We start from the raw sequence: 23,950 nt of genomic DNA, 5'->3' as shown, positions 1-23,950 counted from the left end.
CCGTCGCCGGGTCGGCGTCAGACCGACGACTCACGCCCCTCCGCCAGCCGGCGTCGTTCGGCCAGCTCGGCCTCAAGGCGACGGATGCGGGCCTGTTCGGCGTGGAAGTCGATCTCGCGGTCGAGAGCGGCCAGTTCCTCCTCGGTGCTCGACACCCGGCGTGCGGGCAGCACAGCGGATGCCCCGGCCGATGCGGGCCCCCGGCGCGGCGCGCTTCTGCTCGACCGCGCGGCCGGGGCGGGATACTCCCGGCCGATCGCGAACCAGAGCAGGCTGCCGATCACCGGGAGAAAGATCACCAACAGCACCCACAGGACCTTGGGCAGGTGTTTCACCTGACCGTCCTGCCGGGTGATGATGTCCACGAGGGCGGAGACGATGAGAACCAGGAGCACAGCGGAGAACAGCGCATACATGCCGGTCAGCCTAGTGAACGGGGCGCTCGACCGACCAGCCCCCATTTACGGCCGGATGCTGCGACCGGTCAAACCCGCCCCCGGCCGGGTCCGTGGGGCCTTGCGTTGTCGATTCGTCCGGGCCAGCGTGGACTGGGACGCCGGCACGCCCGCACCCGATCGAGGAGGACCGCGACATGGACGCGCACCCCGACCCGTCGGCGCCGGCGAAACCATCGCCCGACCCACTGGCGGTGATCCGCTCCCGCGGCTACCTGCGCATCCTGTTGCTGGCCGGGCTCATCGGGGTGCCGGTGTCGATCGCCGCCTACGGCTTCCTCGCGCTGGTCGACTGGCTGCAGGAGTACCTGTTCACCGAACTGCCCGGTGTTCTGGGCTTCGCCGACGTGCCGCTCTGGTGGCCGTTTCCCCTGTTGGCCCTGTCGGGACTGTTGGTGGGTCTGTGCATCCAGCGACTGCCGGGCACCAGCGGGCATCCGCCGTCTGAGGGGTTCAAGGCCGGCGGCTTCCCGCAACCCCGGGAGCTGCCCGGAGTGGTGCTTGCTGCTCTGGCCACCCTGGCTCTCGGCGCCGTGCTCGGTCCGGAGGCGCCGCTGATCGCGCTCGGGGGCGGCTTGGGCGCCCTGGCGATTCGGCTGATCAAGAAAGACTCACCGCCGTCGGCCGTGGCGGTGGTCGCCTCCGCGGGCAGTTTCGCGGCGGTGAGCACCCTCCTCGGCTCGCCGCTGCTCGGCGCCTTCCTCTTGATGGAGGCATCCGGGCTGGCCGGCGCGATGCTGGGGGTGGGCCTGCTGCCCGGTCTGCTCGCCTCCGGCATCGGCTCCCTGGTCTTCGTGGGCCTGGACTCCTGGACCGGCCTGGGCACGTTCTCCCTCGCACTCCCCGACCTGCCGTCGTTTTCCACCCCCACCGCGGCCATGTTCCTCTGGGCGCTGGGGATCGGGTTCGCCTGCCCGCTGTTGGCGTGGGGCATCCGGGCCCTGGCCCGCATCGTGCGCCCGTACGTGCACGCCCATCGGCTCCTGGTGACCCCGGTGCTCGGCCTGGCGATCGCGGGCCTGGCAGTGCTGTTCGCGCAGGTGACCGGGGAGAACACCGGCGAAGTGCTCTTCTCCGGCCAGTCGGCCTTGCCGTCGCTGATCAATGACGGGGCCTCCTGGCCGCTCGGCGCCGTCGGGCTGCTGATCCTGTGCAAAGCGCTCGCCTACGGCCTGTCGCTGAGCGCGTTCCGCGGCGGTCCGGTGTTCCCGGCCATGTTCGTCGGTGCCGCTTTGGGGATCGCGGCCTCGCACCTGCCCGGCATGGCGCTGGTGCCGGCGGTGGGGGTGGGCATCGGCGCCATGTGCGTGTCGATGCTGCGCCTGCCGCTGACCAGTGTGCTGCTGGCCACGGTGTTGCTCAGCAGCGACGCGTATGCCGTGATGCCGCTGGTGATCGTGGCGGTGGTCGTCGCGCACGTGATCACCGGCCGGTTACCCGAGCCGCCGGGCCGGCGGCTGAGCGGCGCGCTCCCCTCCGCCAGCCCGTCGACGGTCTGACCCGGCCTGCCCGCCGTCAGGGTGCGGCGTCCCAGAATCCCGCGTGTACTGAGGCCGCTGCGTCGATCAAGGCGGGGCCGGCGACGATCACGGTGTTGCCGCCGCGGGCGAACACCTCCCGGCAGGGCAGGTCGAGCGTCGCTTCGCCGCCTTGTTCCGGCACCATCTCGCCGAGCATCTGCTCGGGCAGCGCGTAGGCGACCCGGCCGATTCCGGCCCAGTAGATGGCGCCGGAACACATCACGCACGGTTCGGTGCTCGTATAGAGCGTGCTCGCGCGCAGGTCGTCCTTCGAGAGCCGGGCACTGGCCAGGCGAACGAGGTTGGTCTCGGCATGGCCGGTCGGGTCGCCCGCGGTGACCACGCTGTTCTGGCCCTCGATGATCGTGCCGTCACGGGCCACCAGGATGGCGCCGAACGGGTGATTACCGTTCGCGCGCGCCAGACGAGCCACGTCGATGGCCCGGGCGAGGTGCGTCTCGTCGGCTGCCGAGATCAGGGTCGGGTCGGCGACGGTCTCGCTGTCCGGACGGAATCCGATCACAGGGCGACGTCCTCCACGGTCTCGGTGAGCAGGGCGCGCGGATTGCGCATCAGAGCAGCCCCCGGACCCTTCCAGAGTTCCTCGAGCGCGACCTTCATCTTCTCGGCATCGGTGCGGGAGCCGAAGTCAAGATCGATCCGGACCGCCGAACGGTCGTCGACCGGGCGCATGACCCGGAAGCTGCTGACGCCGGCGGTCTTGCGGCCGAGCGGATCAGAGTCGAACATCTGCTTCCACGCGTCGTAGTCCCCGACGGAGTGTTCGATGTGCAGGGTGAACATGGGAATCCTCGATTCCGCCGGCACTGAGGCTGGCCGGCACGCGGACATCGTAGCCCGGGCAGTGCCGTCGAGAAGTGCCGAAAGATGGGGCCGGCCACGGGACTTGAACCCGTAACCCCCACTTTACAAGAGTGGTGCGCTACCAATTGCGCCAGGCCGGCATGAGGCGATCGAACTGCCTCGAGCATTCATCCTAAATCACCCGGCGACCGGATGCCGACGCAATCGTGCATCGGCGCGGCATCCGGCCCGGGAAACGACCGGTTACCCGGCCGGCGTCGGAGTGGGCGTCGGCGTCGCGGTGGAGTACGCCTCGCTGGCGGCCTGCAGCACGAAGGCCGCGAACTCCTTGGCGTCGTCGAGGGCGCCGACGTACTGTTTGCCGTTCACCAGCACCGTCGGGGTTCCGGTGATCGCTTCGAGGGAGGACGAGTTCGGGATCGGTCCGCTCAGAGCCCGATCCGTGGAGGCGAGAACCCAGGACTTGAAGGTGGTCTCGTCGATGCACTCGTTGATTGCGGTGAGGTTCTCCGACACACCCGAGCTCTTCACGATCTCCTTGATCTCGTCGTCACTGAGGCCGGCGGTGCCTTCGACGGGCTGGGCCGCAAAGAGCGCCGAGTTGAACGCTAGGAAGTCGTCCGGCGCGGAATCCGCCACGCACGCGGCCGCGTTCGCGGCACGCAGTGAGTACTGCGTTCCGGCAGACTTGCTGGTCAGGATCGAGATCGGGTGGATCTCGACGGTGGCGGCGCCGGAGTCGACCCACTGAGAGATCTGCTCGGCGTTGGTGGTCTCGAAGGTGCCGCAGAACGGGCAGAGGTAGTCGACGTAGACGCGGATGTCGGCGATGGTCCCGGTGGCGTCCGGGGTGGACGGCACCGGCTCGGCATCCGGCTGCAGCGCGGGGGTGGTCACCGCGGTCAGGCCCTCGCCGACCAGGAGACCGTCACTGGCCATGTTGCGCGGGCCCGGTCCGGCGGGCTGAACGGAGTTGACGATGATCAGGACGATGGCCGTCACGACGGCGATGGCGGCCAGGGCGATACCGCCCTGCAGGAACACCCGGTTGCGGCGATCCCGCTTCTTCTGCTCGACTCGAATCTGTGCTGCCTTCGTGCGCGCTGCGTCGCGTCGCTGATTCTTCGAGGGACGGGGGTCGCCTGGGCCGCCAGTTGTCATGGATGATCGCTCCGAGTTGAGGGGGTGCGCTCGCGGTTGTGCGCGGTAGCACTCCAAATAGTAGGACCCCAGTCTGGGAAATAACCAACCGGCAGCTCACAGCGGGCTCACTGCGGGCTCACCGGGTCCCTCCGGCTCGCGGTGAGCTGTCAATTCAGCGGTCACCCATCCCGGGCATGCCATACTAGAGAGGTCTTGCGCTGGCGCTACGTCGGCCGGACATAAATCCCATCACAACGGATCGTCCGGCACGTACCTGCCGGTGAAGGAGAATAACGAAATAATGGCTTCAGTAACCTTTGACAAGGCCACCCGTCTGTACCCGGGTTCCACCCGCCCCGCGGTCGATCACCTCGACCTGTCGGTCGCCGATGGTGAGTTCCTCGTCCTGGTCGGCCCGTCCGGCTGTGGAAAGTCCACCTCGCTGCGCATGCTCGCCGGCCTCGAAGAGGTCAACGACGGCGACATCTTCATCGGCGAGCGCAACGTCACCGACGTTCCCCCGAAGGACCGTGACATCGCCATGGTCTTCCAGAACTACGCCCTGTACCCGCACATGACCGTCGCAGAGAACATGGGCTTCGCGCTCAAGATCGCCGGCGTCAACAAGGACGAGCGCGCCACCCGCGTTCTCGAAGCCGCCAAGCTGCTCGACCTCGAGCCTTACCTCAGCCGCAAGCCGAAGGCCCTCTCCGGTGGCCAGCGTCAGCGTGTTGCCATGGGTCGCGCCATCGTGCGTCAGCCTCAGGTGTTCCTCATGGACGAGCCGCTGTCGAACCTCGACGCCAAGCTGCGCGTGCAGACCCGCACCCAGATCGCGTCGCTGCAGCGTCGCCTGGGCGTCACCACCGTCTACGTCACCCACGACCAGACCGAGGCGCTCACCATGGGTGACCGCATCGCTGTCCTCAAGGATGGCGTCCTGCAGCAGGTCGGCACCCCGCGCGACCTGTACGCCAAGCCGAACAACGTCTTCGTTGCCGGCTTCATCGGCAGCCCGGCCATGAACCTGTTCCTGGCCGACGCCGTCGACGGCGGCATCAAGTTCGGCACCGCGACGGTCCCCGTATCCCGCGAGACGCTGTCCGGAGCCAACGGCCCCAAGGTCACCATCGGAGTGCGCCCCGAGGACATCCAGCTGTCGACCACGATGGGCGAAGGCCTCGCCGTTGACGTCGACCTGGTCGAGGAGCTCGGCGCCGACGGTTACCTGTACGGCCACTCCACCGTCGAGGGCAAGCGCACCGACATCGTCGCCCGCGTCGATGGCCGTTCGCACCCGTCGGCCGGCGACACCGTCTACCTGACCACGACGCCGAACCACCTGCACGTGTTCAACGCAGAGTCCGGTCTCCGTCTCGGCGGCGCCGTCACCGACTAAGCACTGATCGACAAACTCGACCGCCGGCAGTTTCGGCGGTCGAGTTTGTCATATCGGCGCCCGGGTTCCCCGGCGCCTTTTCCTCGTCTTCGTGCCGATTCCGGCCGGGGCGGCTTGCGGCCCTGACGGGCCTTTTCGATAGTTAGGCTCCTCATGAGCGGTTCTCTCAACATCACCTCCGCCACGGCCGATCCGGCCCTGCTCGATCTCCCCTGGAACGTTCCGCTGGATGCCTGGCCGAACGAGAACATCGCCTCGCTGCCCAAGGGCCTCTCCCGGCACCTGGTGCGCTTCGCCCACCTCAGTGGCCGTGTCGTGGCCATCAAGGAGACCACCAGTGAGATGGCCAAGCGCGAGTACGAGATGCTCCGCACCCTGCAGAGCCTGGAAATTCCCTGCGTCGAACCGCTCGCGGTGATCACCAACCGCACCGACGAAGACGGTGACCCGCTCAACTCGGTGCTGGTGACCCGGCACCTCAAGTTCTCGCTGCCCTACCGGGCGCTGTACTCCCAGGCCCTGCGCCCGGATACGGCCACCCGCCTCGTCGATGCCCTCGCCCTGCTGCTGGTGCGCGTGCACATGGTTGGCCTGTTCTGGGGTGACGTGTCGCTGTCCAACACCCTCTTCCGCCGGGACGCCGGGGCGTTCGCGGCCTACCTCGTCGACGCCGAGACCGGGCAGCTCTACCCCGGCGGCCTGTCGAACGGGCAGCGCGAGAACGACCTCGAAATCGCTCGGGTGAACATCGCCGGCGAACTGATGGACCTCGAGGCCGGCGGCCGCGTGGCCGACGAGCTCGACCCTGTGAACGTGAGCAACGGCATCGTCGCGGCCTACCGGCTGCTGTGGAAGGAACTCACCGGATCCGAGTCCTTCGCCAGCAGCGAGCGCTGGCGCATCACCGAGCGCGTGGAACGCCTCAACCACCTCGGTTTCGACATCGAGGAACTCGCGATCAAGACCGACGAGAACGGCACGACAGTGCGCATCCAGCCCAAGGTCGTCGACGCCGGCCACCACCAGCGCCGGCTGCTGCGCCTGACCGGCCTCGACGCCGAGGAGAACCAGGCCCGCCGCCTGCTCAACGACCTCGACTCCTACGGGGTCGCCTACGGCAACCCCGATGCCGACGAGGAGATGATGGCGCACGAGTGGCTGGTGCGGGTCTTCGAGCCCGTCGTGCGCGCCATCCCGCGTGAGCTCAAGGGCAAGCTCGAGCCCGCCGAGGTGTTCCACCAGCTGCTGGACCACCGCTGGTACATGGCGCAGAACGCGAACCGGGACATTCCGCTGGCCGAGGCCGTCACCTCGTACGTTCAGGATGTGCTGCGTCACCGCCGCGACGAAGCCACCGTCATCGACCCGCCCACCACGCCGATCGAGGTGCAGGAAGGCGACGACGACGACCTCGAGTCTGACGAGGTCGGCGCCGACGCCGACGATTGGCGCCTGAACGTTTAACACAGCCCCATGAGTTGCGCCAGAATGCCCCTTCGGCAGGTCCGAAGGGGCATTTTGCGCGTTCTGGCGACACTTGGATGCGCCGACTTGCGCCCAAAGACCCCTTCGGATGCTCCCTAGGGACACTTTGCGGCAACTCACGCATCTGGGCCCACGAAGTGGCGCCCGCAGGGTCTCCGGGACGGGACGCGCGGCACCCACCGAAGCACCCGCATCCATAATCAGCACGCCCTGAACCGGGCCACAGCACCTCCACCACCAACAAGAAACGGCGCAGACCGACCCCGAAGGGACGATCTACGCCGTTCTCAGGCGAGCAACCTGGCGGGTTAGGCCTCCGCCGCCGCGGCAGCCTTGGCGACCTTGGCCGCGAGGGCCTCGGCGCGCAGCTTGGAGATCTCGTACAGGGTGACACCGGCGGCGATTCCGGCGTTCAGCGATTCGGTGTTCGCGTTGATCGGGATCGACACGATGGCGTCGCAGGTCTCGGTGACGAGGCGGGACAGGCCCTTGCCCTCGCTGCCGACGACCACGACGATGGGACGCTCGGCATAGCCGAGGCCCAGCTCGGGCAGCTCGGTGTCGCCGCCGCCGTCGAGGCCGATCACGAGCATGCCGCGCTCCTTGAGAGCCTTGAGCGTCTGGGTGAGGTTGGGAGCCATGGCCACGGGCAGACGGGCGGCCGCACCGGCCGAGGTCTTCCAGGCCGACGCGGTCACGCCGACGGAACGGCGCTGCGGCACGATGACGCCGTGGCCGCCGAACGCCGCGGTGGAGCGGATGATCGCACCCAGGTTGCGCGGGTCGGTGATGCCGTCCAGCGCCACGAACAGCGGCTTGTGGCCGCGGCTGATGGTGAGGTCGAGCAGCTCGATCGGGTGCGCGTACTCGTACGCGGGCACCTTGAGCGCGAGGCCCTGGTGCACGGCGTCCTTACCGGAGAGCCGGTCGATTTCGGGGCGCATGACCTCGAGCACCGGGATGTTGCGGGTCGTCGCGAGCTTGAGGACTTCCTTGACCCGGTCATCCATTTCGATGCGGGTGGCCACGTACAGCGCCGACGCGGGGATCTTGGCGCGCAGCGCCTCGAGCACCGAGTTGCGGCCGGTGACGACCTCGAACTCGGCATCCGACTTCGCCTTGCGGGTGGACGAACCGCCGCCGCCGGTGTTGCCGGTTCCGGTGTTGCGGCCGTTGCGCGGGGCACCGGAGCCGCCCGGGGCCCGGCTGCGGCCGCCGCCGGCCGCGGCGAAGCGGTCCTTGGCGGCCTTGGCCTTACCGGCGGGGTGGTACGGACGGTCTTCGGCCTTGGGGGTGGGCTTCTTGCCCTCGAGAGCCTGACGGCCCTGGCCGCCGGAACCGACCTGCGGTCCCCTGCTGCCCTTGCGCACCGCGCCGGTGCGCGACTTGCGATCTGTGTTCTTCATCAGTCAAAACTCCAATGTGCACCCGACGGGGTGTCTTCGATGGTAATGCCGGCGGCGACGAGCTCGTCCCGGATACGGTCTGCGGCCGCGTAATCGCGGCTCTGCCTGGCGGTCTCCCGGTCGTCGAGCAGGCGCTCGACGAGGGCGGTGAGGGCCACCATGGCGGGTTCATCTGTCGCGACGGCCCAGCCGGGCGACAGGGGGTTGATGCCGAGGACTTCGCTCATCGCGAGAACCTGACCGCGCGCGGCCGCGGCCGCGTGCAGGTCCTCGGCGTCGAGGGCCGCGTTGCCGGCGCGCACGGTGTCGTGCAGCACGCCGAGCGCCTGCGGAACCGCGAGGTCGTCGTCCATGGCCGTGGCGAAGTCATCCGGCACGATCTCGACGCCGGAGCCGGCGAAGCGGGTGTCGGCCAGGCGCCGGTCGGCGCGGTCGAGGAAGCTCTCGATGCGTTCGAGGGCGGCCTCGGCCTCGGCCAGCGACCCCTCGTGGAAGTCGAGGGTGGACCTGTAGTGCGCGGCGCCGAGGTAGTAGCGCACCACGATGGCGCGGGCCTGATCGAGCAGCTCGGCCGCGTAGACCGAGTTGCCCAGCGACTTGGACATCTTCTGGCCGTTGGTGTTGACCAGGCCGTTGTGCACCCAGAAATTCGCGAAACCGTCACCGGCCGCATTGGACTGGGCCAGCTCGTTCTCGTGGTGCGGGAAGCGCAGGTCGAGGCCGCCGCCGTGGATGTCGAACTGCGGGCCGAGGTAACGAGCGGCCATGGCGGAGCATTCGATGTGCCAGCCGGGCCGGCCGGTTCCCCACGGGGAGACCCAGCCCGCCGAGGCAGGTTCGTCGGCCTTGTGACCCTTCCAGAGGGCGAAGTCGCGCGCGTCGCGCTTGCCGCGCGGGTCGGCGTCGGTGGCCGCTTCCATGTTGTCGGGGTTCTGCCGGGTCAGCTCGCCGTACGCGGGCCAGCTGCGGGTGTCGAAGTACACGTCGCCGGAGTCGTCGGCGGCCGGGTAGGCGTGCCCGTTGTCGATGAGGCGGCCGATGATGTCCTGCATCTCCTGCACACTCGCGGTGGCGCGGGGTTCGTAGGTGGGCGCCAGGATGCCCAGCTTCTGGTAACCGGCGGTGAACTCGAGCTCGAAACGGTAGGCGAGCGCCCACCACTGCTCGGTGGTGCCCGCAGCGTTCAGGAGGATCTTGTCGTCGATGTCGGTGACGTTGCGGATGAAGGTGACATCGTTGCCGCGGTAGCTGAGCCAGCGGCGCAGCTGGTCATAGACCAGGGCGCTGCGCAGGTGACCGATGTGCGGCGACGACTGCACGGTGGGTCCGCAGACGTAGATTCCCACCTTGCCCGGAACGATCGGCAGGAAATCGCGAAGGGTCTGGGCCTTCGAGTCGTATAGTCGCATGCTCACTGGTTCAGTTTAGGCGAGGGTCGGTCGGATGCTCGGGTGGGGCTGATCGGGTGAAGCAGTGCGGTGGCCAGGGCGGCGATGCCCTCGCCGCGTCCGGTGAAGCCCAGAGCGTCGGTGGTGGTCGCCGATACCGACACCGGGGCGTGCAGGATGCCGGTGAGCAGTTCCTGGGCTTCGATCCGGCGAGGGGCGAGCTTGGGGCGGTTGCCGATGATCTGCACCGTCACGTTGCCGACCCTGTAGCCGGCCTCGGTGACCAGGCGCAGGGTCTCGGTGAGGAACACCTCGCCGTGTGCGTCTGTGAGGCGGGGGTCTGCGGTGCCGAAGACCTGGCCGATGTCGCCCAGCCCCGCGGCGGCGAGCATGGCGTCGCAGATGGCGTGCACGGCGGCGTCACCGTCGCTGTGCCCGGACAGGCCTCGCTCCCCCGGCCAGTGCAGGCCGGCCAGCCACAGGTCGCTGGTGTCATCGAAGGCGTGCACGTCCAGCCCCGTACCCACCCGCGGGTCGGTGGATGCCGGTGCACCGACGTCGTCGCGGAGCAGGAGTTCGGCGCGGCGCAGGTCCCAGGCGGTCGTGACCTTGAATGCCAACGGGTCACCGGGGATGACGCTGACGGTGTTGCCGGATGCGGCGACCAGCGCCGCGTCGTCGGTGAGATCCTGCGCATCCGCGGACGGCAGGGTGGCGGCCCAGGCGAAGGCGGCGTCGAGCATGGCGCGGGGAAAGCCCTGCGGGGTCTGCACGGCGGAGAGCTGTGACCTGTCGACGGTGCCCAGGATGGTGGCAGCCGCGTCGACGCTCTTGATGGTGTCCACCACGGGAAGGCCGGGCACAATTCCATGGCCGGTGCTGCGGACGGCGGCCACCACGGCGTCGATCAGGGCGGCGGGGGTCAGCGCTCTGGCGGCGTCGTGCACGAGCACCACGGTGGCACCGGACCGCACCACGGCGAGCCCGCGGGCCACGGATGCCTGCCGGGTGTCGCCGCCGGCGACGACCTCGAGGTACCCGGCGGCGGGGCCGGCGACGCGGCCGGCGATGGTCCTGGTCTCGGCCAGGTGCGTCTCGGGCGCCACCACGATGACCTGGGCCGGTTCGTTCAGGCCGAACACGCCGGCGAGGGCGTGCTCGAGGATGCTGCGGTCCCCCAGCGGCACGAACGCCTTGGGCTGGTCTCGGCCGAGCCGGCTGCCGCTGCCGGCGGCGACGACGATGACCGCGACGGCGGTTACCGGGAATTCAGTCATGTCTGGAGGCTATCTGGTGGGGCGCGGTGACGCAGGGTGGAAAGGGCTGGGTGAGGCTGGGGCTGAACGTGCGAAAGGCGGCACCGCGGGGTGCCGCCTGTCGTTGGAACAGGATCTTCTACGAGGCGAGCACCTCATCGAGCACGGTTGACGCCTGGTCCTCGTCGGTCTTCTCGGCCAGGGCCAGTTCGGAGATGAGGATCTGCCGCGCCTTCGCGAGCATCCGCTTCTCCCCGGCCGACAGGCCGCGGTCCTGATCCCGGCGCCACAGGTCGCGCACGACCTCGGACACCTTGATGACGTCGCCGCTGGCAAGTTTCTCCAGGTTGGCCTTGTACCGGCGTGACCAGTTGGTGGGTTCTTCGGTGAACGGAGCGCGCAGGACCTCGAAGACCCGGTCGAGGCCGTCCTGACCGATCACGTCGCGCACACCGACAAGATCGACGTTCTCGGCGGGCACCTCGATGGTGAGGTCCCCCTGGGTGACGTTGAGTTTCAAATACAGTTTTTCTTCACCCTTGATGATGCGAGTTTTCACCTCGGTGATCGTCGCAGCGCCGTGGTGGGGATAAACGACTGTTTCGCCGACTTCAAATAACATGTATTGATATCCCTTCAGCAACGTCTATGATACCACCCCTCCCCGGCACCCTTTTGAGGGGATATTCGCGGCTCATCAGGACCCGCCCTGCCCGGCACGATTCCGTAAGGTAAACTCGAGCCAAATCTGCAGCGTTCACGCCACTTGGGCTGAACGCTGAACTCTTGTGGAGGTCTTGTGAGAGCGCGAACCATGGCAACCGTCGTAGTGGCGGCCGGCATCCTGTTGGGCACCAGCGGATGCAATCTGTTCGCCCCCCAGGCGACGACCATCCAGTACGACGCCAGCGACGGCGTCAGCGGGGACCTGGGCGACTTGGCCATCCGCAACGCGATGCTGATCACCGAGGACGGTGAGAACGCCAACCTCGTCGTGCACGTGGTGAACAGCGCCGACGAAGACATCGAGCTGCTCGTGCAGTACGAGGGTGTCGACGAAAAGGTCGACAGGACCCTGACGATCGATGCCAACGCGACCACCGAGATCGGGATCCCCGGTGGCGAGAGTGTCGCCGTCCAGAACCTCAACGCAACAGCGGGTTCGCTGTTCCCGGTGTACTTCCAGTACGGCGACCTGACCGGCGTCGAGCTTCTCGTGCCGGTGCTCGACGGCACCCTGGCGGAGTACTCCACCCTGGTGCCCACCGAACCTCCGGTTCCCACGGTGACACCGACGGAGCCCGCCGCCGAGGTCCCGGCGCCCGCGGCGACCCCGGAAGCCACCACGGCCCCGTAACTCCGCGAACCGCATCACAATGCCCCGTGACCTTGGGTCACGGGGCATTGTGATGTTTCAGGGGCGGATGGCCGCCCGGCGGGTCAGGCCTCGAAGCGGTAGCCGAGCCCACGCACGGTGACGAGCATCGTGGGCTCCGACGGCGTCGCCTCGATGCGCGAGCGGATGCGCTTGATGTGCACGTCGAGGGTCTTGGTGTCACCGAAGTAGTCGGTGCCCCAGACGCGGTCGATCAGCTGCCCGCGGGTGAGCACCCGGCCGGCGTTGCGCAGCAGGAACTCGAGCAGCTCGAATTCCTTCAGCGGCATGTTCACCACGGCGCCGGACACCGACACCGTGTGCCGTTCGATGTCCATCCGCACGGTGCCGGCGGCGAGGACGCCGTCATCCTCTTCGGCCGGATCGGTGTGCCGGCGCGACACGGCCCGGATGCGCGCGAGTAGCTCCCGGGTCGAGTACGGCTTGGTGACGTAGTCGTCGGCGCCCAGCTCGAGCCCCACCACGATGTCCACCTCGGAGTCCTTGGCGGTCAGCATGATGATCGGCACCGCGGAGCGGGTGCGGATCTCCCGGCACACCTCGGTGCCGGGGAGGCCGGGGAGCATGAGGTCCAGCAGCACCAAATCGGCACCTGCCTTGTCGAATTCAGCGAGGGCGCTCGGGCCGTCCTCGGCCACCGTCACCTCGTAGCCCTCCCGTTCCAGCAGGAAGCTCAGCGGCTCGCTCAGCGCCTGCTCGTCTTCAACAAGAAGGATTCGGGTCATGGGGTGTCTCCTGTCGCCGCTGGTGCGGGGTGGGTCGCCTCTGGCAGGCGAATGGTGAAGGTCGAACCATGGCCGGGCTGTGACCAGACCCGGATGTCGCCGCCATGGATCTGCACGACGTGCTTGACGATGGCCAGGCCGAGGCCGGTGCCGCCGGTGTTGCGGGACCGGGCCTGGTCGACGCGGAAGAACCTCTCGAAGATCCGGTCCAGGTCGCTCTCCGGGATGCCGACGCCCTGGTCGGTGACGGTGACCTGGATCACCCCGTCCGACACTCGTGCCCCCACGCCGACCCTGGAGCCCGGCGCCGAGTAGTGCACGGCATTGGCGACCAGGTTGTGCACGGCCATCACCAGCAGTCTCTCGTCGCCGTAGACCTTGGCGCGGGACTTCTTGCCCAACGCGATGGTGATGCGGTCGGCATCTGCCACGACCCGGTTCTGGTCGATGCCGGCGGCCACGATGTCGTCGATGTCGAGCAGTTCAGGTTCCCGGAGGGCGTCTTGGGCCTGCAGCCTGGAGAGTTCGATGATCTCCTGGGTGAGCCGGGCCAGCCGGCCGGCCTCGGTGGTGAGGCGGTCGGCGAAGCGCCGCACCTGCACGGGCTCGTCGGCGGCGTGGCCGAGGGCCTCGGCGAGCAGCCCGACGGCGGCGATCGGGGTCTTCAGTTCGTGGCTGATGTTGGCGACGAAGTCCCGGCGCACCTCGTCAAGCCTGAACGCCTCGGTGCGGTCCTCCGCGAGCAGCAGCACGTAGCGGGAGCCCAATCGGGCCAGCCGCACCCGCAGGTGCATGCTCGCGTCGCCGAACGGGCCCCTGGAGAGCACCAGCTCCTCCGACACGGCCTCTCCGGTGCGGCGCACGCCGCGGGCCAGGTCCAGCAGCTCCGGATGGGCCAGCTGTTGGTTCACCACCAGCCCCATGCTCAACGCCCCCGGCGAGGACTTGATGACGTTGTTCGACGGGTCCAGCACCACCCCGGCGCTCTCCAACGCGTCGAGAACCTGGTCGATGCCGTCCGGAACCGCCGGGTTGACCACCTCGGCGGCCCGCTTGCCGTGCCGTTCCGCGACATACAGCAAGGTCACGAACCCCGCGCCGACGGTGAGGCCCAGTGCCAGAGACAGCAACACAAGCCAGGTCGATTCCATTTCACCAGATTAGTGACTCTTGCACGGGTCGATCGCGACGGCAAGGGTGGGCACACGCTACTTTGGTTATTGTTCAGTCGCACGGCACCTGCCGTTAACCCTCGTTCGCCAATATTGTTCGGGGGCCAGGCGGGTCTCATGCGTTCGCGCGCTTTGGCGCGACCAGGAAGGACCACAGACACAATGCGTGAAGTATTTCAGCAAGAGCTCGCCGAGGTGCAGGACCGCCTCGCCGAGATCGCGCGCCTCGTGGCCATCTCCATCGAGAAGGCCACCAAGGCTTTCAACAAGTCCGACGTGGCGCTGGCCGAAGAGGTCATCGCCGACGACGACAAGATCGACGCCCTTACCGTTGAGCTCGATGAGCTGGCCATCACCATCCTGGCCCGGCAGCAGCCGGTGGCCCGGGACCTGCGGATCGTCGTGAGCGCGCTGCGCATCAGTGCATCGCTCGAGCGGATGGGCGACATGTCAACGCACATCTCGCAGCTGGCCAGGTACCGGTTCCCCGACAAGGTGATCCCCAAGAGCCTGCGCCCGACGTTCGCCGAGATGGGCGCTCTCGACGTGAAGATCGCGAAGATGCTCGCCGAGCTGCTCACCACCGAGGACATGCAGCTGGCCGAGGACATCCGCAACGAGGACGACAAGGTGGATGCGTTGCACCTGAGCGTGTTCGACGCCGTGCTCGGCGAGACCTGGAAGGGCCAGGCCGCCGACACCGTCGACGCCACCCTCGCCAGCCGTTACCACGAGCGGTTCGCCGACCACGCGGTGTCGATCGCCAAGAAGGTGCAGTACCTGGGCACCGGCGACTGGCACCAGCCGACGCCGACCGAATAGGTCGCATCCGCACACGAAAAAGCCCCCGTCAGTGACGGGGGCTTTTTGTTGGGCTGTGGGTTACTTCTTACCCTGGGCCGCGACGGCGGCGGCGCCGGCTGCGGCAGCGGCGGGGTCGAGGTACTCGCCGGCGCCGATCGGCTTGAGGTCTTCGTCGAGGCGGTAGACGAGCGGGATGCCGGTGGGGATGTTCAGCTCGGCGATGTCGGCGTCGGAGACACCGTCGAGGTGCTTCACCAGGGCGCGCAGCGAGTTGCCGTGCGCGGTGACGAGCACGGTCTTGCCGGTGCGGAGGTCCGCGGCGATGTCGGACTCCCAGTACGGCAGCATCCGGGCGATGACGTCCTTGAGGCTTTCGGTGCGGGGCAGGTCGTCACCGAGGTCCGCGTAACGGGCGTCGTTGGCCTGGGACCACTCGGAGGAGTCGTCGAGCACGGGCGGCGGCACGTCGAACGAACGACGCCAGGTCTGGAACTGCTCCGGACCGTAGGTGGCGAGGGTCTCGGCCTTGTCCAGGCCCTGCAGAGCGCCGTAGTGGCGTTCGTTGAGGCGCCAGGAGCGCTTGACGTCGATCCAGAGGCGGTCGGCCTCTTCGAGGGCGATGTTCGCGGTCTGGATCGCGCGGGTGAGCACGGAGGTGTGCAGGATGTCCGGCAGCAGACCGGACTCGGCCAGCAGCTCGCCGGCGCGCAGAGCCTCGGCCCGGCCCTGGTCGCTCAGACGCACATCCACCCAACCGGTGAAGAGGTTTTGCTGATTCCAGGTGCTGTTGCCGTGGCGGAGGAGGATGAGGGTATAGGGAGCAGACATGATCCAACTCTAGCGAGGCGCACGCGGACACACCGTACCCGTCTGCGTGACGAAAGTCCCGCCGGATACCCCGCATTCAGCCGCGGGGAACCCGCACGCCCAACCGCGGCAACCGAGGGATCTCCGCCACGGACCCGGCCGACTCCGGCACGATGACCTCCTGGCTGGCGGTGATCGAGAGGCCCTGGGAGAGCACGTGCAGGGTCACCGTTCCCGGCACCGTGCGCTTGATGACGGCGAGGGCGATCGGTCCGAGCTCGTAGTGGATGGCGCTGGAGGTGATGGCGCCCACGGTGCGGCGCTCGGGTGCGGCGTTGGCGACGAACCTGTCGCCCTGCACCTCGTCGCCGTGCGCGGGCAACACCGAATCGGAACCGTCCAGGTGCAGCAGCACCAGCCGGCGCGGCGGGTGGCCGAGGTTGTGCACCTTCGCGACGGTCTCCTGACCGCGGTAGCAGCCCTTGTTCAGGTGCACGGCGCTGCGCAGCCAGTCCAGTTCGTGCGGGATCGTGCGCTCGTCGGCGTCCAGGGCTCCGCGGGGGCGCCAGGCAGCAATGCGCAGCGCCTCCAGGGCCAGGAGCCCCGCGGCCTGCACGGTGCCGGCGGCGATGGCGTCACGCAGGGCCGGCAACGCCGACCGCGGGATCAGGACCTCAGTCCAGTGCCAGGCGGCGCCGGGGTGGTCGGTGTCGGCGGCGTACTGCCAGCCGCCCGGAGCAACCTCTGACCACGGGTCGTGCCAGACCACGGGCACCCCGTTCGGGCTCGCCGGGCCGAGCGGGAGCGCCGCGGGGTCTGCGGCCATGGTGCCGATGGTGGCGTAGGCGAGGGTGTGGTCCACCACCTGCACACGCAGGGTGAACCGCATCCGGTCGAGCCAGGCCTGCAGGCCGGGCAGTTCGGCGGCCTCGACGAGCAGCCAGCTCTCGACTCCGTCGTCGATCAGGGCGATGGCGTATTCGAGGTGGCCGGCGGGGTCGAGCAGCAGGGTCTCGGTGGACTGGCCGGGGGTGAGGCCGCGCAGCTCCTGGCTGGACATCGAGTTGAGCCAGGTGAGCCGGTCGGGGCCGGCGATGGAGAGCACCCCGCGGTGGGACAGGTCCACGATGGCCGTCCCGGCGAGCAGCTTGCGTTGTTCGGTGTTCGGGCTCCCGTAGTGCGCGGCGACGCCGACGTCGATGCCGTCGGCTTGCACGGCGCCGTCGAGTTCGAGAAGCGGCGACCCTGCGGCGGCTGCGAGCGGTTCGGCGGTGGTGGTCATCGAGCTCTCCTTCGGTGAATGCTCCGGGCGCCCTGCCGACGAGACCGCCTGAGCGCTGTCGACAGGGGCGAACTCCGGCCCATATGCTAGCCCAACGGTCTGAGCGGTCCCCCGTATTCCCCTCACGTCCCGGCCGTCACCCGGCAAGGAGCTAATGATGCGTCTTCCCGCCCGTTCGATCGCCGTACTCCGCCTCAGCGCGGCGGCACTGACCCTGATCGCCGTCGGCGCCACGTTCTTCTCCACGGCGTCGCGGGCCACCATCAACCCGTTCAACTTCTTCGGGTTCTTCACCATCCAGTCCAACCTCCTGGCGGCCGCCGCGCTGAGCGCCACCGCGGTGTTGGTGCTGCTCGGCCGGACGGCGCCGGCCTGGCTGGTCCTGGCCAGGGCGGCGACCACGGCATACATGATCGTCGTCGGCCTGGTCTACAACACCCTGCTTGTCGGCCTGCCCGGTGGCGTGGAGCTGCCCTGGGCGAATACCGTGCTGCACGTTGTCTTCCCGGTGTATTGCCTGCTCGATTGGGCGCTCGTGGCCGACCGGGGGCCGCTACCGTGGCGCCGCCTGTGGGTGGTGCTGGTCTATCCGGTGCTCTGGTGCGCGGTTGTCCTGGTGCGCGGCGCGACGGACGGCTGGGTGCCGTACCCGTTCCTGAACCCGGTGACCGGGTACGGCTCGGTGCTGCTCTACGTGCTGCTGATCGCCGTGGCCGTCATCACGGCCGGCGCGGCGGTGTTCGGGCTCAGCAGGCTGCGCCCGGTCACGGTGCGCAGCGAGCCGGTCAGGACGCGCGGCTGAGCCGGCCGGACGCGTGCGATTGCAGGTCCTGGCCGAGCGCGGCGATATCCCATGCCCAGAGCAGATGGCTGTCGACGAGGCCGTAGAGCCGGGTGGCGGCCGCGTACGGCTTGGCACCGCTGGTCTGCACGATGGCATCGGTGGCGAGATCGATGCGCGGACCCTTCACCTGGCCGAGGTAGAGCTCGATGATGCCGCCAGGATGCACCAGGCTCACCTCGATGTCGAAACCCCCGTCGGTGTTCCGCAGCGTCTCCACGGCTTCCGCGGTCTGGAACGGCGCCGGCCCGACACCGGGCAACAGGCCGGGGCCGGGGTCGCCGGCCTCTTGGGGGCGGCTGAGCCGCCAGTAGCCGGTTTCGGTCATCAGCGGGACCGGTGCACCGGTCGGGGCGACGGTGCCGTCGGCATCCGGGTCGGCCGGTTCGGGCTCGAGCCAGGTATACGAGCTGTAGTTCAGGTGCGGCAGACCGTCGTGGCTGAAACTGATCCGGTGCCCGAACTCACGGGTGACCTTCTTGCCGTCGACTGTGTAGTCGAGGATCCCCGACCCCTCCCAGACGCCGATCAGCCACGACAGCGGAACGAGTTCGGACGGGAGGCCGACCGGAAGTTCGTACACGCTGGGTTACCGCTGGCCCCGGAACAGCTTGAACAGCACGATGCCGGATACCCAGGCGATCGACAGGCTGGCCAGCGCGAGGAGGCCCAGGAACAGGATTTCGAGTGCGAGCGTTGACATGCCCCAACTCTAGCCGTTGGCCGGCCGGAAGCCGCCAGGTGAGGCGAAGTGTTATACGAGGCCGATCAGGGCGAACAACCCCGTCGCGGCACCGAGAACGAGCACGGCACCCACCAGGCTGAGCGTGACTCTGTGCACGTAGCCTTCCTTCTGCCCCGTGGACAGTTGGGCGGCGAGGGTGAGGATGGTACAACCGGCCAGGGACAGGCTGACCCACACCAGCCGGTCCGCGGGGGCGACAAGGACGCCGGTCAGCACCGCACAGACGACGGCGACCAACCAAATCATCACTACACTCAAACGCTTCCAGCTCACTGTCCCATTCTGCACGCCCGAGTCGCATTCCGTGGCACGCTAGTATGGGCCGCACGATACTTGGAGGACCTGCGTGGCGCAGCTGTTGATCCTGACCTCGGCCCTGAATAACGACGTTCTACCGGCCCTGGCGTTGCTGTCCCACAGCACACGACTCATTCCGGCCCAGGCCGATCAGCTCATCACAGCGCCCGATTCCGACCTGATTCTGGTCGACGCCCGGTCCAATCTGATGGCCGCCAAGTCGCTCTGCCAGATTCTGCGCACCACGGGAAGCAGCGTGCCGCTGCTCCTGGTGATCACCGAGGGCGGTCTGACCGCGGTCAGTCCGGACTGGGGTGTCGATGACGTGGTGCTGGACACCGCCGGCCCCGCCGAGGTCGATGCTCGCATCCGGCTCGCCGCCGGCCGCACCCCGCACAACTCGCCCTCCCCCACCATCCGCGCCGCCGGTGTCGTCATCGACGAGGCCAGTTACTCCGCCAAGGTGCACGGCAAACCGCTCGACCTCACCTATAAGGAATTCGAGCTGCTCCGCTTCCTCGCCGCGCACCCGTCGCGGGTGTTCACCCGGGAGCAGCTGCTCAGCGAGGTGTGGGGCTACGACTACTTCGGCGGCACGCGCACCGTCGACGTGCACGTGCGGCGGCTGCGCGCCAAGCTCGGCGACCAGGAGTCCCTGATCGGAACGGTGCGGAACGTCGGCTACAGGTTCAACGTGTACGAGGAAGAAGGAGATCGTGTCCCGCACTCTGTCGGCGCCTGACCTGTCCGACGCCGCTTTCGCGGCGCGCTTCCACGACGTGGCCGATGCGGCTGCGCACACGGATGGCTACCGCCCGTTCAATGAACAGGCCCTGCTCGATGCCCGGTCGGGGCGGCGCAGCCCGCAGCTGCTGCTCGAGGGCGAAGACGCTGTCGGCGCCGCGATCGTCGGGGAGGGGCAGATCGCCCTCGTCGTGCATCCGCGCTATCGCCGGCGCGGCCACGCCACCGCCGCGCTCCGCCGCCTGTTCGAGGATGAGGGCGGCATGTCCGGCGACCTCACCGCCTGGGCCCACGGCGACCTGCCCGGCGCCCGCACCCTGGCCGACAGGTTCGGCTTCAGCGCCGTGCGCACCCTGCTGCAGCTGGAACGTCCGCTGACCGACGCCGACACCGAGGCCTCCCCCGTGCTGCCCGACGGTGTCGCCATCACCGGGTTCCGGGCGGCCACCGCCGACGAGCCCGGCGACAACGCCGACTGGGTGAGCCTGAACGCGCTGGTCTTCGCCACGCATCCCGAGCAGGGCGCCGTCACCGAGGCCGATCTGGCCGCCCGCATGGCCGAGCCCTGGTTCGACGCCGGCGACCTGCTGCTGGCCCGGGCGAGCACGGATGACGCCGCGCCCGGACGCATCCTGGGTTACAACTGGGTCAAGATCGAACCGGGCGCCCCGCTCGGCGAAATCTACGTGCTCGGCGTGCATCCGGATGCCGCCGGCGCAGGCCTCGGTCGCGCCCTCATGCTGGCGGGCCTGGCCCGCCTCCGGCGGCGCGGCTGCTCGAGCGTGGAACTGTATGTGGAGGCCGAGAGCGCCGGGCCGGTTCGCCTGTACCGCAGCCTCGGATTCACCGACCGCACGGTGGATGTGCAGTACCACCGTTCGCCTCGTTAACGTTCCGTTCACCGTGAACGTCGCGCCCGCTCGGCGCCGGGTGTCAAGATGGACAGATGGACGGCGACAACATCCCAGGCACCTCAGGGCTCGAGAGCGAACTCGACGACGATTTTGACCCCCAGATCGGCAAAAACGATCCGGCGCTACCGAGCGAGCGGTACCTCGACCGGGAGCTGAGCTGGCTGGCCTTCAACCAGCGGGTACTCGAACTCGCCGAGGACCCGGCCCTGCCGGTGCTCGAACGGGCGAACTTCCTGGCCATCTTCGCCAACAACCTCGACGAGTTTTTCATGGTGCGGGTCGCCGGCCTCAAGCGCCGCATCCTCACCGGGCTGGCCGTGCCCACCAATGTGGGCCGAGCCCCGCAGGATGTGCTCTCCGACATCGCCGCCGCCGCTCACGTGCTGCAGGACCGGCACGCTCACGCGTTCCAGGAGCTGGTGCGCCCGGCGCTGGCCGAACACGGCGTGGACATCGTCACCTGGGACAGCCTGAGCGACGTGGACCGCCGGTCGTTGCGCGGCTACTTCGGCAATCAGATCTTCCCGGTGCTGATGCCGCTGGCCGTCGACCCCGCGCACCCGTTCCCCTATATTTCCGGTTTGTCGCTGAACCTGGCCGTGCGCCTGCACAGCTCCAAGACCGGCAAGCAGGAGTTCGCCCGCCTCAAGGTGCCCTCCATGCTGCCGCGCTTCGTGCGGGTGGACCGCACCGAGTCCGTCGACAAGGTGCGCTTCATCACCCTCGAGGACCTCATCGCCAACCACCTCGAGGACCTCTTCCCCGGCATGGACATCCTCGAACACCACGTGTTCAGGGTCACCCGCAACGAGGACGTCGTCATCGAGGAAGACGACACCGAGAACCTGATCAAGGCCCTTGAGAAGGAGCTGCTGCGCCGCCGGTTCGGCCCGCCCATTCGCCTTGAGGTCACCGAGGACATGGACGAGGTGACCCTGGGCCTGCTCGTGCGTGAACTCGACGTGACCGAGCAGGAGGTGTACAGGCTGCCGGCGCCCCTGGACCTCGGCGGGCTGTTCGACCTGCGCATCGACCGTCCCGACCTGCACTACACGAAGCACGTGCCCACCACGGCCGCGCAGCTGCTCACCGGCGAACCCAACGACGAACCCGACATCTTCCGCGCCATCAGCCGCGGCGACGTGCTGCTGCACCACCCGTACGAATCCTTCGCGACCAGCGTGCAGGCGTTCCTCGAGCAGGCCGCCGCGGACCCGAACGTGCTGGCCATCAAGCAGACCCTGTACCGTACCTCCGGCGACAGCCCGATCGTGGAGGCGTTGATTGCCGCCGCGGAATCGGGCAAGCAGGTTCTCGCCCTGGTGGAGATCAAGGCCCGCTTCGACGAGCAGGCGAACATCTCCTGGGCGCGCAAGCTGGAGAAGGCCGGCGTGCACGTGGTCTACGGCCTCGTGGGCCTGAAAACCCACTGCAAGCTGGCCCTGGTGGTGCGTTATGAGAAGGGCGTGCTGCGGCACTACAGCCACATCGGCACCGGCAACTACAACCCCAAGACCAGCCGCATCTACGAAGACATGGGGCTGCTGACCGCGGATGACCAGGTCGGCAAGGACCTGACCCGGCTGTTCAACGAGCTCTCCGGCTACGCGATCGAGAAGAAGTTCAAGCGCCTGCTGGTTGCTCCCCTGCACCTGCGCAAGGCCCTGCTCAAGCGCATCGCCGATGAAACCGCGAACGCGCTGGCCGGCAAGCCCGCCGGCATCCGCATCAAGGTCAACTCGATGGTGGACGAGGACATCATCGACGCGCTGTACCGCGCCAGCCAGGCCGGTGTGCCCGTTGACGTGTGGGTACGCGGCATCTGCAGCCTCAAGCCCGGCGTGCCCGGCATGAGCGAGAACATCCGGGTGCGGTCGATCCTGGGCCGCTACCTCGAGCACTCGCGGATCTTCTCCTTCCACACCCTGGGCGAGACCCAGGTCTACATCGGCAGCGCGGACATGATGCACCGCAACCTCGACCGTCGGGTGGAGGCGCTGGTGCGCCTGGTCGACCCGCGGCACCTGGGCGAGGTGGATGCCCTGTTCACCCGGGCGATGGACGAGCGCACCTCGTCGTGGTGGCTCGACGAGAACGGTGAGTGGACCCGGCACCACCAGGACGCCGACGGGAAGCCGCTGGACGACATGCAGAACCGGTTGATGCAGCAGATCGGCCAGCGCAAGCGACCCGTGAGCCGCCGATGAGCGACCTCGCCCCCGTGTTCGCGGCCGGAGCCGTCTGCTGGCGCCTCATAGACGGCCGGATGCACGTGCTGCTGATCCACCGCACCGTGCACGGCGACATCACCATCCCCAAGGGCAAGGTCGACCCCGGCGAGACGCTGCCGGTCACAGCCGTGCGGGAGATCGAGGAAGAGACCGGGCTGGCCATCGCCCTGGGCGTCCCGCTGGGCGTGTCGGAGTACCCGATGCCCAACGGCAAGGCCAAGATCGTGCACTACTGGGCCGCCGAGGTGCTGCCGGAGCACATTCTGCGCTCCACCTTTGTGCCCAACGGTGAGGTCGCCGCCCTGGAATGGGTGACCATCAAGAAGGCCAGGACCTACCTCAGCTACGCCCCGGACGTGGAGATCATCGACGCGTTCGCCCGCCTGGTGGCCCAGGGCATCACGAGCACCTTCGCGATCATCGCGCTGCGCCACGCCAAGGCCACCGCGCCGCACGACTGGTCGGGCCCGGACGCCACCCGCCCGCTCAGCGAACGCGGAGTGACCCAGGCCGCCGCCCTGGTCCCCACGGTGAGCGCCTGGCAGCCGCAGCGTATCTTCACCAGCACCGCCACCCGCTGCGTGACCACCGTGGCACCGCTGTCGGCCGCGACAGGGGTGCCGTTCAAGCGCACCGACCTGATCAGCCAGGATGCTTGGGAGCAGGGCACCTCCGATGTGCGCCACAACGTAGGCAAGCGCATCCGCGCCCGCAAGACCGCGGTGCTCTGCAGCCACGGCCCGGTCCTGCCAGACATCCTGCGCGAGATCGCCCTGGCGACGGGCTCCCCGATGACCCAGCAGCTGGGCAACGCCGCGGCGTTGTCGCCCAGCGGGTTCTCGGTCGTGCACCTCTCCAGCGACAACCCGAGCGCGGGCATCCTCGCCATCGAGACCCACCCGCCGCGCCTCTAACAAGGTTCTCCCAGCGCTCACAGATCCGACCGGGACTGCGGGCGCTGATGTGCGCAGTGCAGGTGGCACGAGGTCCACTCGACGGATGTCGTTTACCTCCCGTTCACCAAGGAGGGGGAGTGTCGTTAACCACACGGATTAGCGTCTACCGAGGGCCAGCACCGGCCCGAAGTTCGCAGGATTCTCCTGTGATCGCATTCC

At 68.4% G+C, this 23,950-nt stretch carries 24 protein-coding genes and 1 tRNA gene; 10 read left to right on the top strand and 15 right to left on the bottom strand.

Annotated elements, in window-relative coordinates; translation table 11 throughout:
- Positions 1–17: 17 nt before the first annotated feature.
- Positions 18–416, bottom strand: coding sequence for a PLD nuclease N-terminal domain-containing protein (locus C3B61_RS01235; protein WP_103459231.1), 399 nt, complete (start codon positions 414–416; stop codon positions 18–20).
- 176 nt (positions 417–592) lie between these two features.
- Between C3B61_RS01235 and C3B61_RS01230 the strand changes: the two genes are divergently transcribed.
- The gene (locus C3B61_RS01230) at positions 593–1,954 is read left to right on the top strand and encodes a chloride channel protein (RefSeq protein ID WP_103459230.1); all 1,362 of its coding nucleotides are present in this window, start codon (positions 593–595) and stop codon (positions 1,952–1,954) included.
- A gap of 16 nt (positions 1,955–1,970) precedes the next feature.
- Here C3B61_RS01230 and C3B61_RS01225 read toward each other — a convergent pair whose 3' ends face one another.
- The 4 genes from C3B61_RS01225 to C3B61_RS01210 form a co-directional block, all read right to left on the bottom strand.
- Positions 1,971–2,498, bottom strand: a complete 528-nt coding sequence (locus tag C3B61_RS01225; protein ID WP_241990262.1) for a nucleoside deaminase — start codon at positions 2,496–2,498, stop codon at positions 1,971–1,973.
- On the bottom strand, positions 2,495–2,779 hold the full coding sequence (locus C3B61_RS01220) for a hypothetical protein (protein ID WP_103459229.1): 285 nt from the start codon (positions 2,777–2,779) through the stop codon (positions 2,495–2,497). Before C3B61_RS01220 ends, C3B61_RS01225 begins: the two co-directional genes overlap by 4 nt.
- Before the next feature lie 85 nt (positions 2,780–2,864).
- Positions 2,865–2,940: transfer RNA gene (locus C3B61_RS01215), tRNA-Thr, on the bottom strand.
- Between the two features lie 103 nt (positions 2,941–3,043).
- Entirely contained in the window at positions 3,044–3,961 is a 918-nt protein-coding gene (locus C3B61_RS01210) for a DsbA family protein (RefSeq protein WP_103459228.1), read from the bottom strand.
- Between the two features lie 283 nt (positions 3,962–4,244).
- On the opposite strand from C3B61_RS01210, the gene C3B61_RS01205 reads away from it, so the two are divergent.
- Positions 4,245–5,342: an ABC transporter ATP-binding protein gene (locus C3B61_RS01205; RefSeq protein WP_088457049.1), complete on the top strand. Its 1,098-nt coding sequence runs from the start codon at positions 4,245–4,247 to the stop codon at positions 5,340–5,342.
- A 153-nt stretch (positions 5,343–5,495) separates the two neighbouring features.
- Positions 5,496–6,806, top strand: coding sequence for a DUF4032 domain-containing protein (locus C3B61_RS01200; protein WP_103459227.1), 1,311 nt, complete (start codon positions 5,496–5,498; stop codon positions 6,804–6,806).
- A gap of 329 nt (positions 6,807–7,135) precedes the next feature.
- Here the strand turns inward: C3B61_RS01200 and rlmB are convergent, their stop codons facing one another.
- The 4 genes from rlmB to C3B61_RS01180 all read right to left on the bottom strand — a co-directional run bounded on the left by rlmB (position 7,136) and on the right by C3B61_RS01180 (position 11,499).
- Entirely contained in the window at positions 7,136–8,233 is a 1,098-nt protein-coding gene (gene rlmB / locus C3B61_RS01195; RefSeq protein ID WP_103459226.1) for a 23S rRNA (guanosine(2251)-2'-O)-methyltransferase RlmB, read from the bottom strand.
- The gene (gene cysS / locus C3B61_RS01190) at positions 8,233–9,648 is read right to left on the bottom strand and encodes a cysteine--tRNA ligase (RefSeq protein ID WP_088457052.1); all 1,416 of its coding nucleotides are present in this window, start codon (positions 9,646–9,648) and stop codon (positions 8,233–8,235) included. Before cysS ends, rlmB begins: the two co-directional genes overlap by 1 nt.
- Positions 9,645–10,898, bottom strand: coding sequence for a 2-C-methyl-D-erythritol 4-phosphate cytidylyltransferase (gene ispD, locus C3B61_RS01185; RefSeq protein ID WP_103459225.1), 1,254 nt, complete (start codon positions 10,896–10,898; stop codon positions 9,645–9,647). Before ispD ends, cysS begins: the two co-directional genes overlap by 4 nt.
- Positions 10,899–11,016: 118 nt before the next feature.
- Positions 11,017–11,499: a CarD family transcriptional regulator gene (locus C3B61_RS01180; protein WP_088457054.1), complete on the bottom strand. Its 483-nt coding sequence runs from the start codon at positions 11,497–11,499 to the stop codon at positions 11,017–11,019.
- Between the two features lie 192 nt (positions 11,500–11,691).
- Here C3B61_RS01180 and C3B61_RS01175 point away from each other — a divergent pair, with 192 nt between their 5' ends.
- On the top strand, positions 11,692–12,234 hold the full coding sequence (locus C3B61_RS01175) for a hypothetical protein (RefSeq protein WP_103459224.1): 543 nt from the start codon (positions 11,692–11,694) through the stop codon (positions 12,232–12,234).
- Positions 12,235–12,317: 83 nt separating this feature from the next.
- Here the strand turns inward: C3B61_RS01175 and C3B61_RS01170 are convergent, their stop codons facing one another.
- Both C3B61_RS01170 and C3B61_RS01165 read right to left on the bottom strand, forming a co-directional pair.
- Positions 12,318–12,998, bottom strand: a complete 681-nt coding sequence (locus C3B61_RS01170) for a response regulator transcription factor (RefSeq protein ID WP_088457056.1) — start codon at positions 12,996–12,998, stop codon at positions 12,318–12,320.
- Entirely contained in the window at positions 12,995–14,149 is a 1,155-nt protein-coding gene (locus tag C3B61_RS01165) for a sensor histidine kinase (RefSeq protein WP_103459223.1), read from the bottom strand. Before C3B61_RS01165 ends, C3B61_RS01170 begins: the two co-directional genes overlap by 4 nt.
- A gap of 183 nt (positions 14,150–14,332) precedes the next feature.
- Here C3B61_RS01165 and phoU point away from each other — a divergent pair, with 183 nt between their 5' ends.
- Positions 14,333–14,992, top strand: coding sequence for a phosphate signaling complex protein PhoU (gene phoU / locus C3B61_RS01160; RefSeq protein WP_103432235.1), 660 nt, complete (start codon positions 14,333–14,335; stop codon positions 14,990–14,992).
- 60 nt (positions 14,993–15,052) lie between these two features.
- Here the strand turns inward: phoU and C3B61_RS01155 are convergent, their stop codons facing one another.
- Together C3B61_RS01155 and ygfZ are read right to left on the bottom strand one after the other, a co-directional pair.
- Positions 15,053–15,802: a phosphoglyceromutase gene (locus C3B61_RS01155; protein WP_088457059.1), complete on the bottom strand. Its 750-nt coding sequence runs from the start codon at positions 15,800–15,802 to the stop codon at positions 15,053–15,055.
- Between the two features lie 76 nt (positions 15,803–15,878).
- A complete protein-coding gene (gene ygfZ / locus C3B61_RS01150) occupies positions 15,879–17,063 on the bottom strand; it encodes a CAF17-like 4Fe-4S cluster assembly/insertion protein YgfZ (protein WP_103459222.1) in 1,185 nt (394 codons plus the stop codon).
- Between the two features lie 154 nt (positions 17,064–17,217).
- Here ygfZ and C3B61_RS01145 point away from each other — a divergent pair, with 154 nt between their 5' ends.
- Positions 17,218–17,865 carry a Pr6Pr family membrane protein gene (locus C3B61_RS01145; RefSeq protein WP_103459221.1) on the top strand — a complete coding sequence of 216 codons (648 nt, stop codon included), beginning with the start codon at positions 17,218–17,220 and terminating at the stop codon, positions 17,863–17,865.
- Here the strand turns inward: C3B61_RS01145 and C3B61_RS01140 are convergent.
- Positions 17,849–18,487 (bottom strand): heme-binding beta-barrel domain-containing protein, encoded by a 639-nt coding sequence (locus tag C3B61_RS01140; RefSeq protein WP_103459220.1) that lies wholly within the window; start codon positions 18,485–18,487, stop codon positions 17,849–17,851. The two genes, C3B61_RS01145 and C3B61_RS01140, sit on opposite strands and share 17 nt — an antisense overlap.
- 171 nt (positions 18,488–18,658) lie before the next feature.
- Positions 18,659–18,895 (bottom strand): hypothetical protein, encoded by a 237-nt coding sequence (locus tag C3B61_RS01135; protein ID WP_088457063.1) that lies wholly within the window; start codon positions 18,893–18,895, stop codon positions 18,659–18,661.
- Positions 18,896–18,995: 100 nt separating this feature from the next.
- Between C3B61_RS01135 and C3B61_RS01130 the strand changes: the two genes are divergently transcribed.
- The 4 genes from C3B61_RS01130 to C3B61_RS01115 are packed head-to-tail and all read left to right on the top strand — an operon-like array spanning position 18,996 to position 23,749.
- Complete coding sequence (locus tag C3B61_RS01130; RefSeq protein WP_103432231.1) at positions 18,996–19,688, top strand: winged helix-turn-helix transcriptional regulator; 693 nt, start codon at positions 18,996–18,998, stop codon at positions 19,686–19,688.
- A complete protein-coding gene (mshD, locus tag C3B61_RS01125; protein ID WP_240632255.1) occupies positions 19,663–20,580 on the top strand; it encodes a mycothiol synthase in 918 nt (305 codons plus the stop codon). Before C3B61_RS01130 ends, mshD begins: the two co-directional genes overlap by 26 nt.
- A gap of 56 nt (positions 20,581–20,636) precedes the next feature.
- A complete protein-coding gene (locus tag C3B61_RS01120) occupies positions 20,637–22,811 on the top strand; it encodes an RNA degradosome polyphosphate kinase (RefSeq protein ID WP_103432229.1) in 2,175 nt (724 codons plus the stop codon).
- Positions 22,808–23,749, top strand: a complete 942-nt coding sequence (locus tag C3B61_RS01115; protein WP_088457067.1) for an NUDIX hydrolase — start codon at positions 22,808–22,810, stop codon at positions 23,747–23,749. The genes C3B61_RS01120 and C3B61_RS01115 overlap by 4 nt, the downstream gene beginning before the upstream one ends.
- The last annotated feature ends 201 nt before the right edge of the window (positions 23,750–23,950 follow it).

The sequence above is a fragment of the Cryobacterium zongtaii genome (genome assembly GCF_002909375.1).
Taxonomy (GTDB): Bacteria; Actinomycetota; Actinomycetes; order Actinomycetales; family Microbacteriaceae; genus Cryobacterium; species Cryobacterium zongtaii.
The sequence above is the reverse complement of the archived record's forward strand: the minus strand, read 5'-3'. Positions and strand labels throughout refer to the sequence as shown.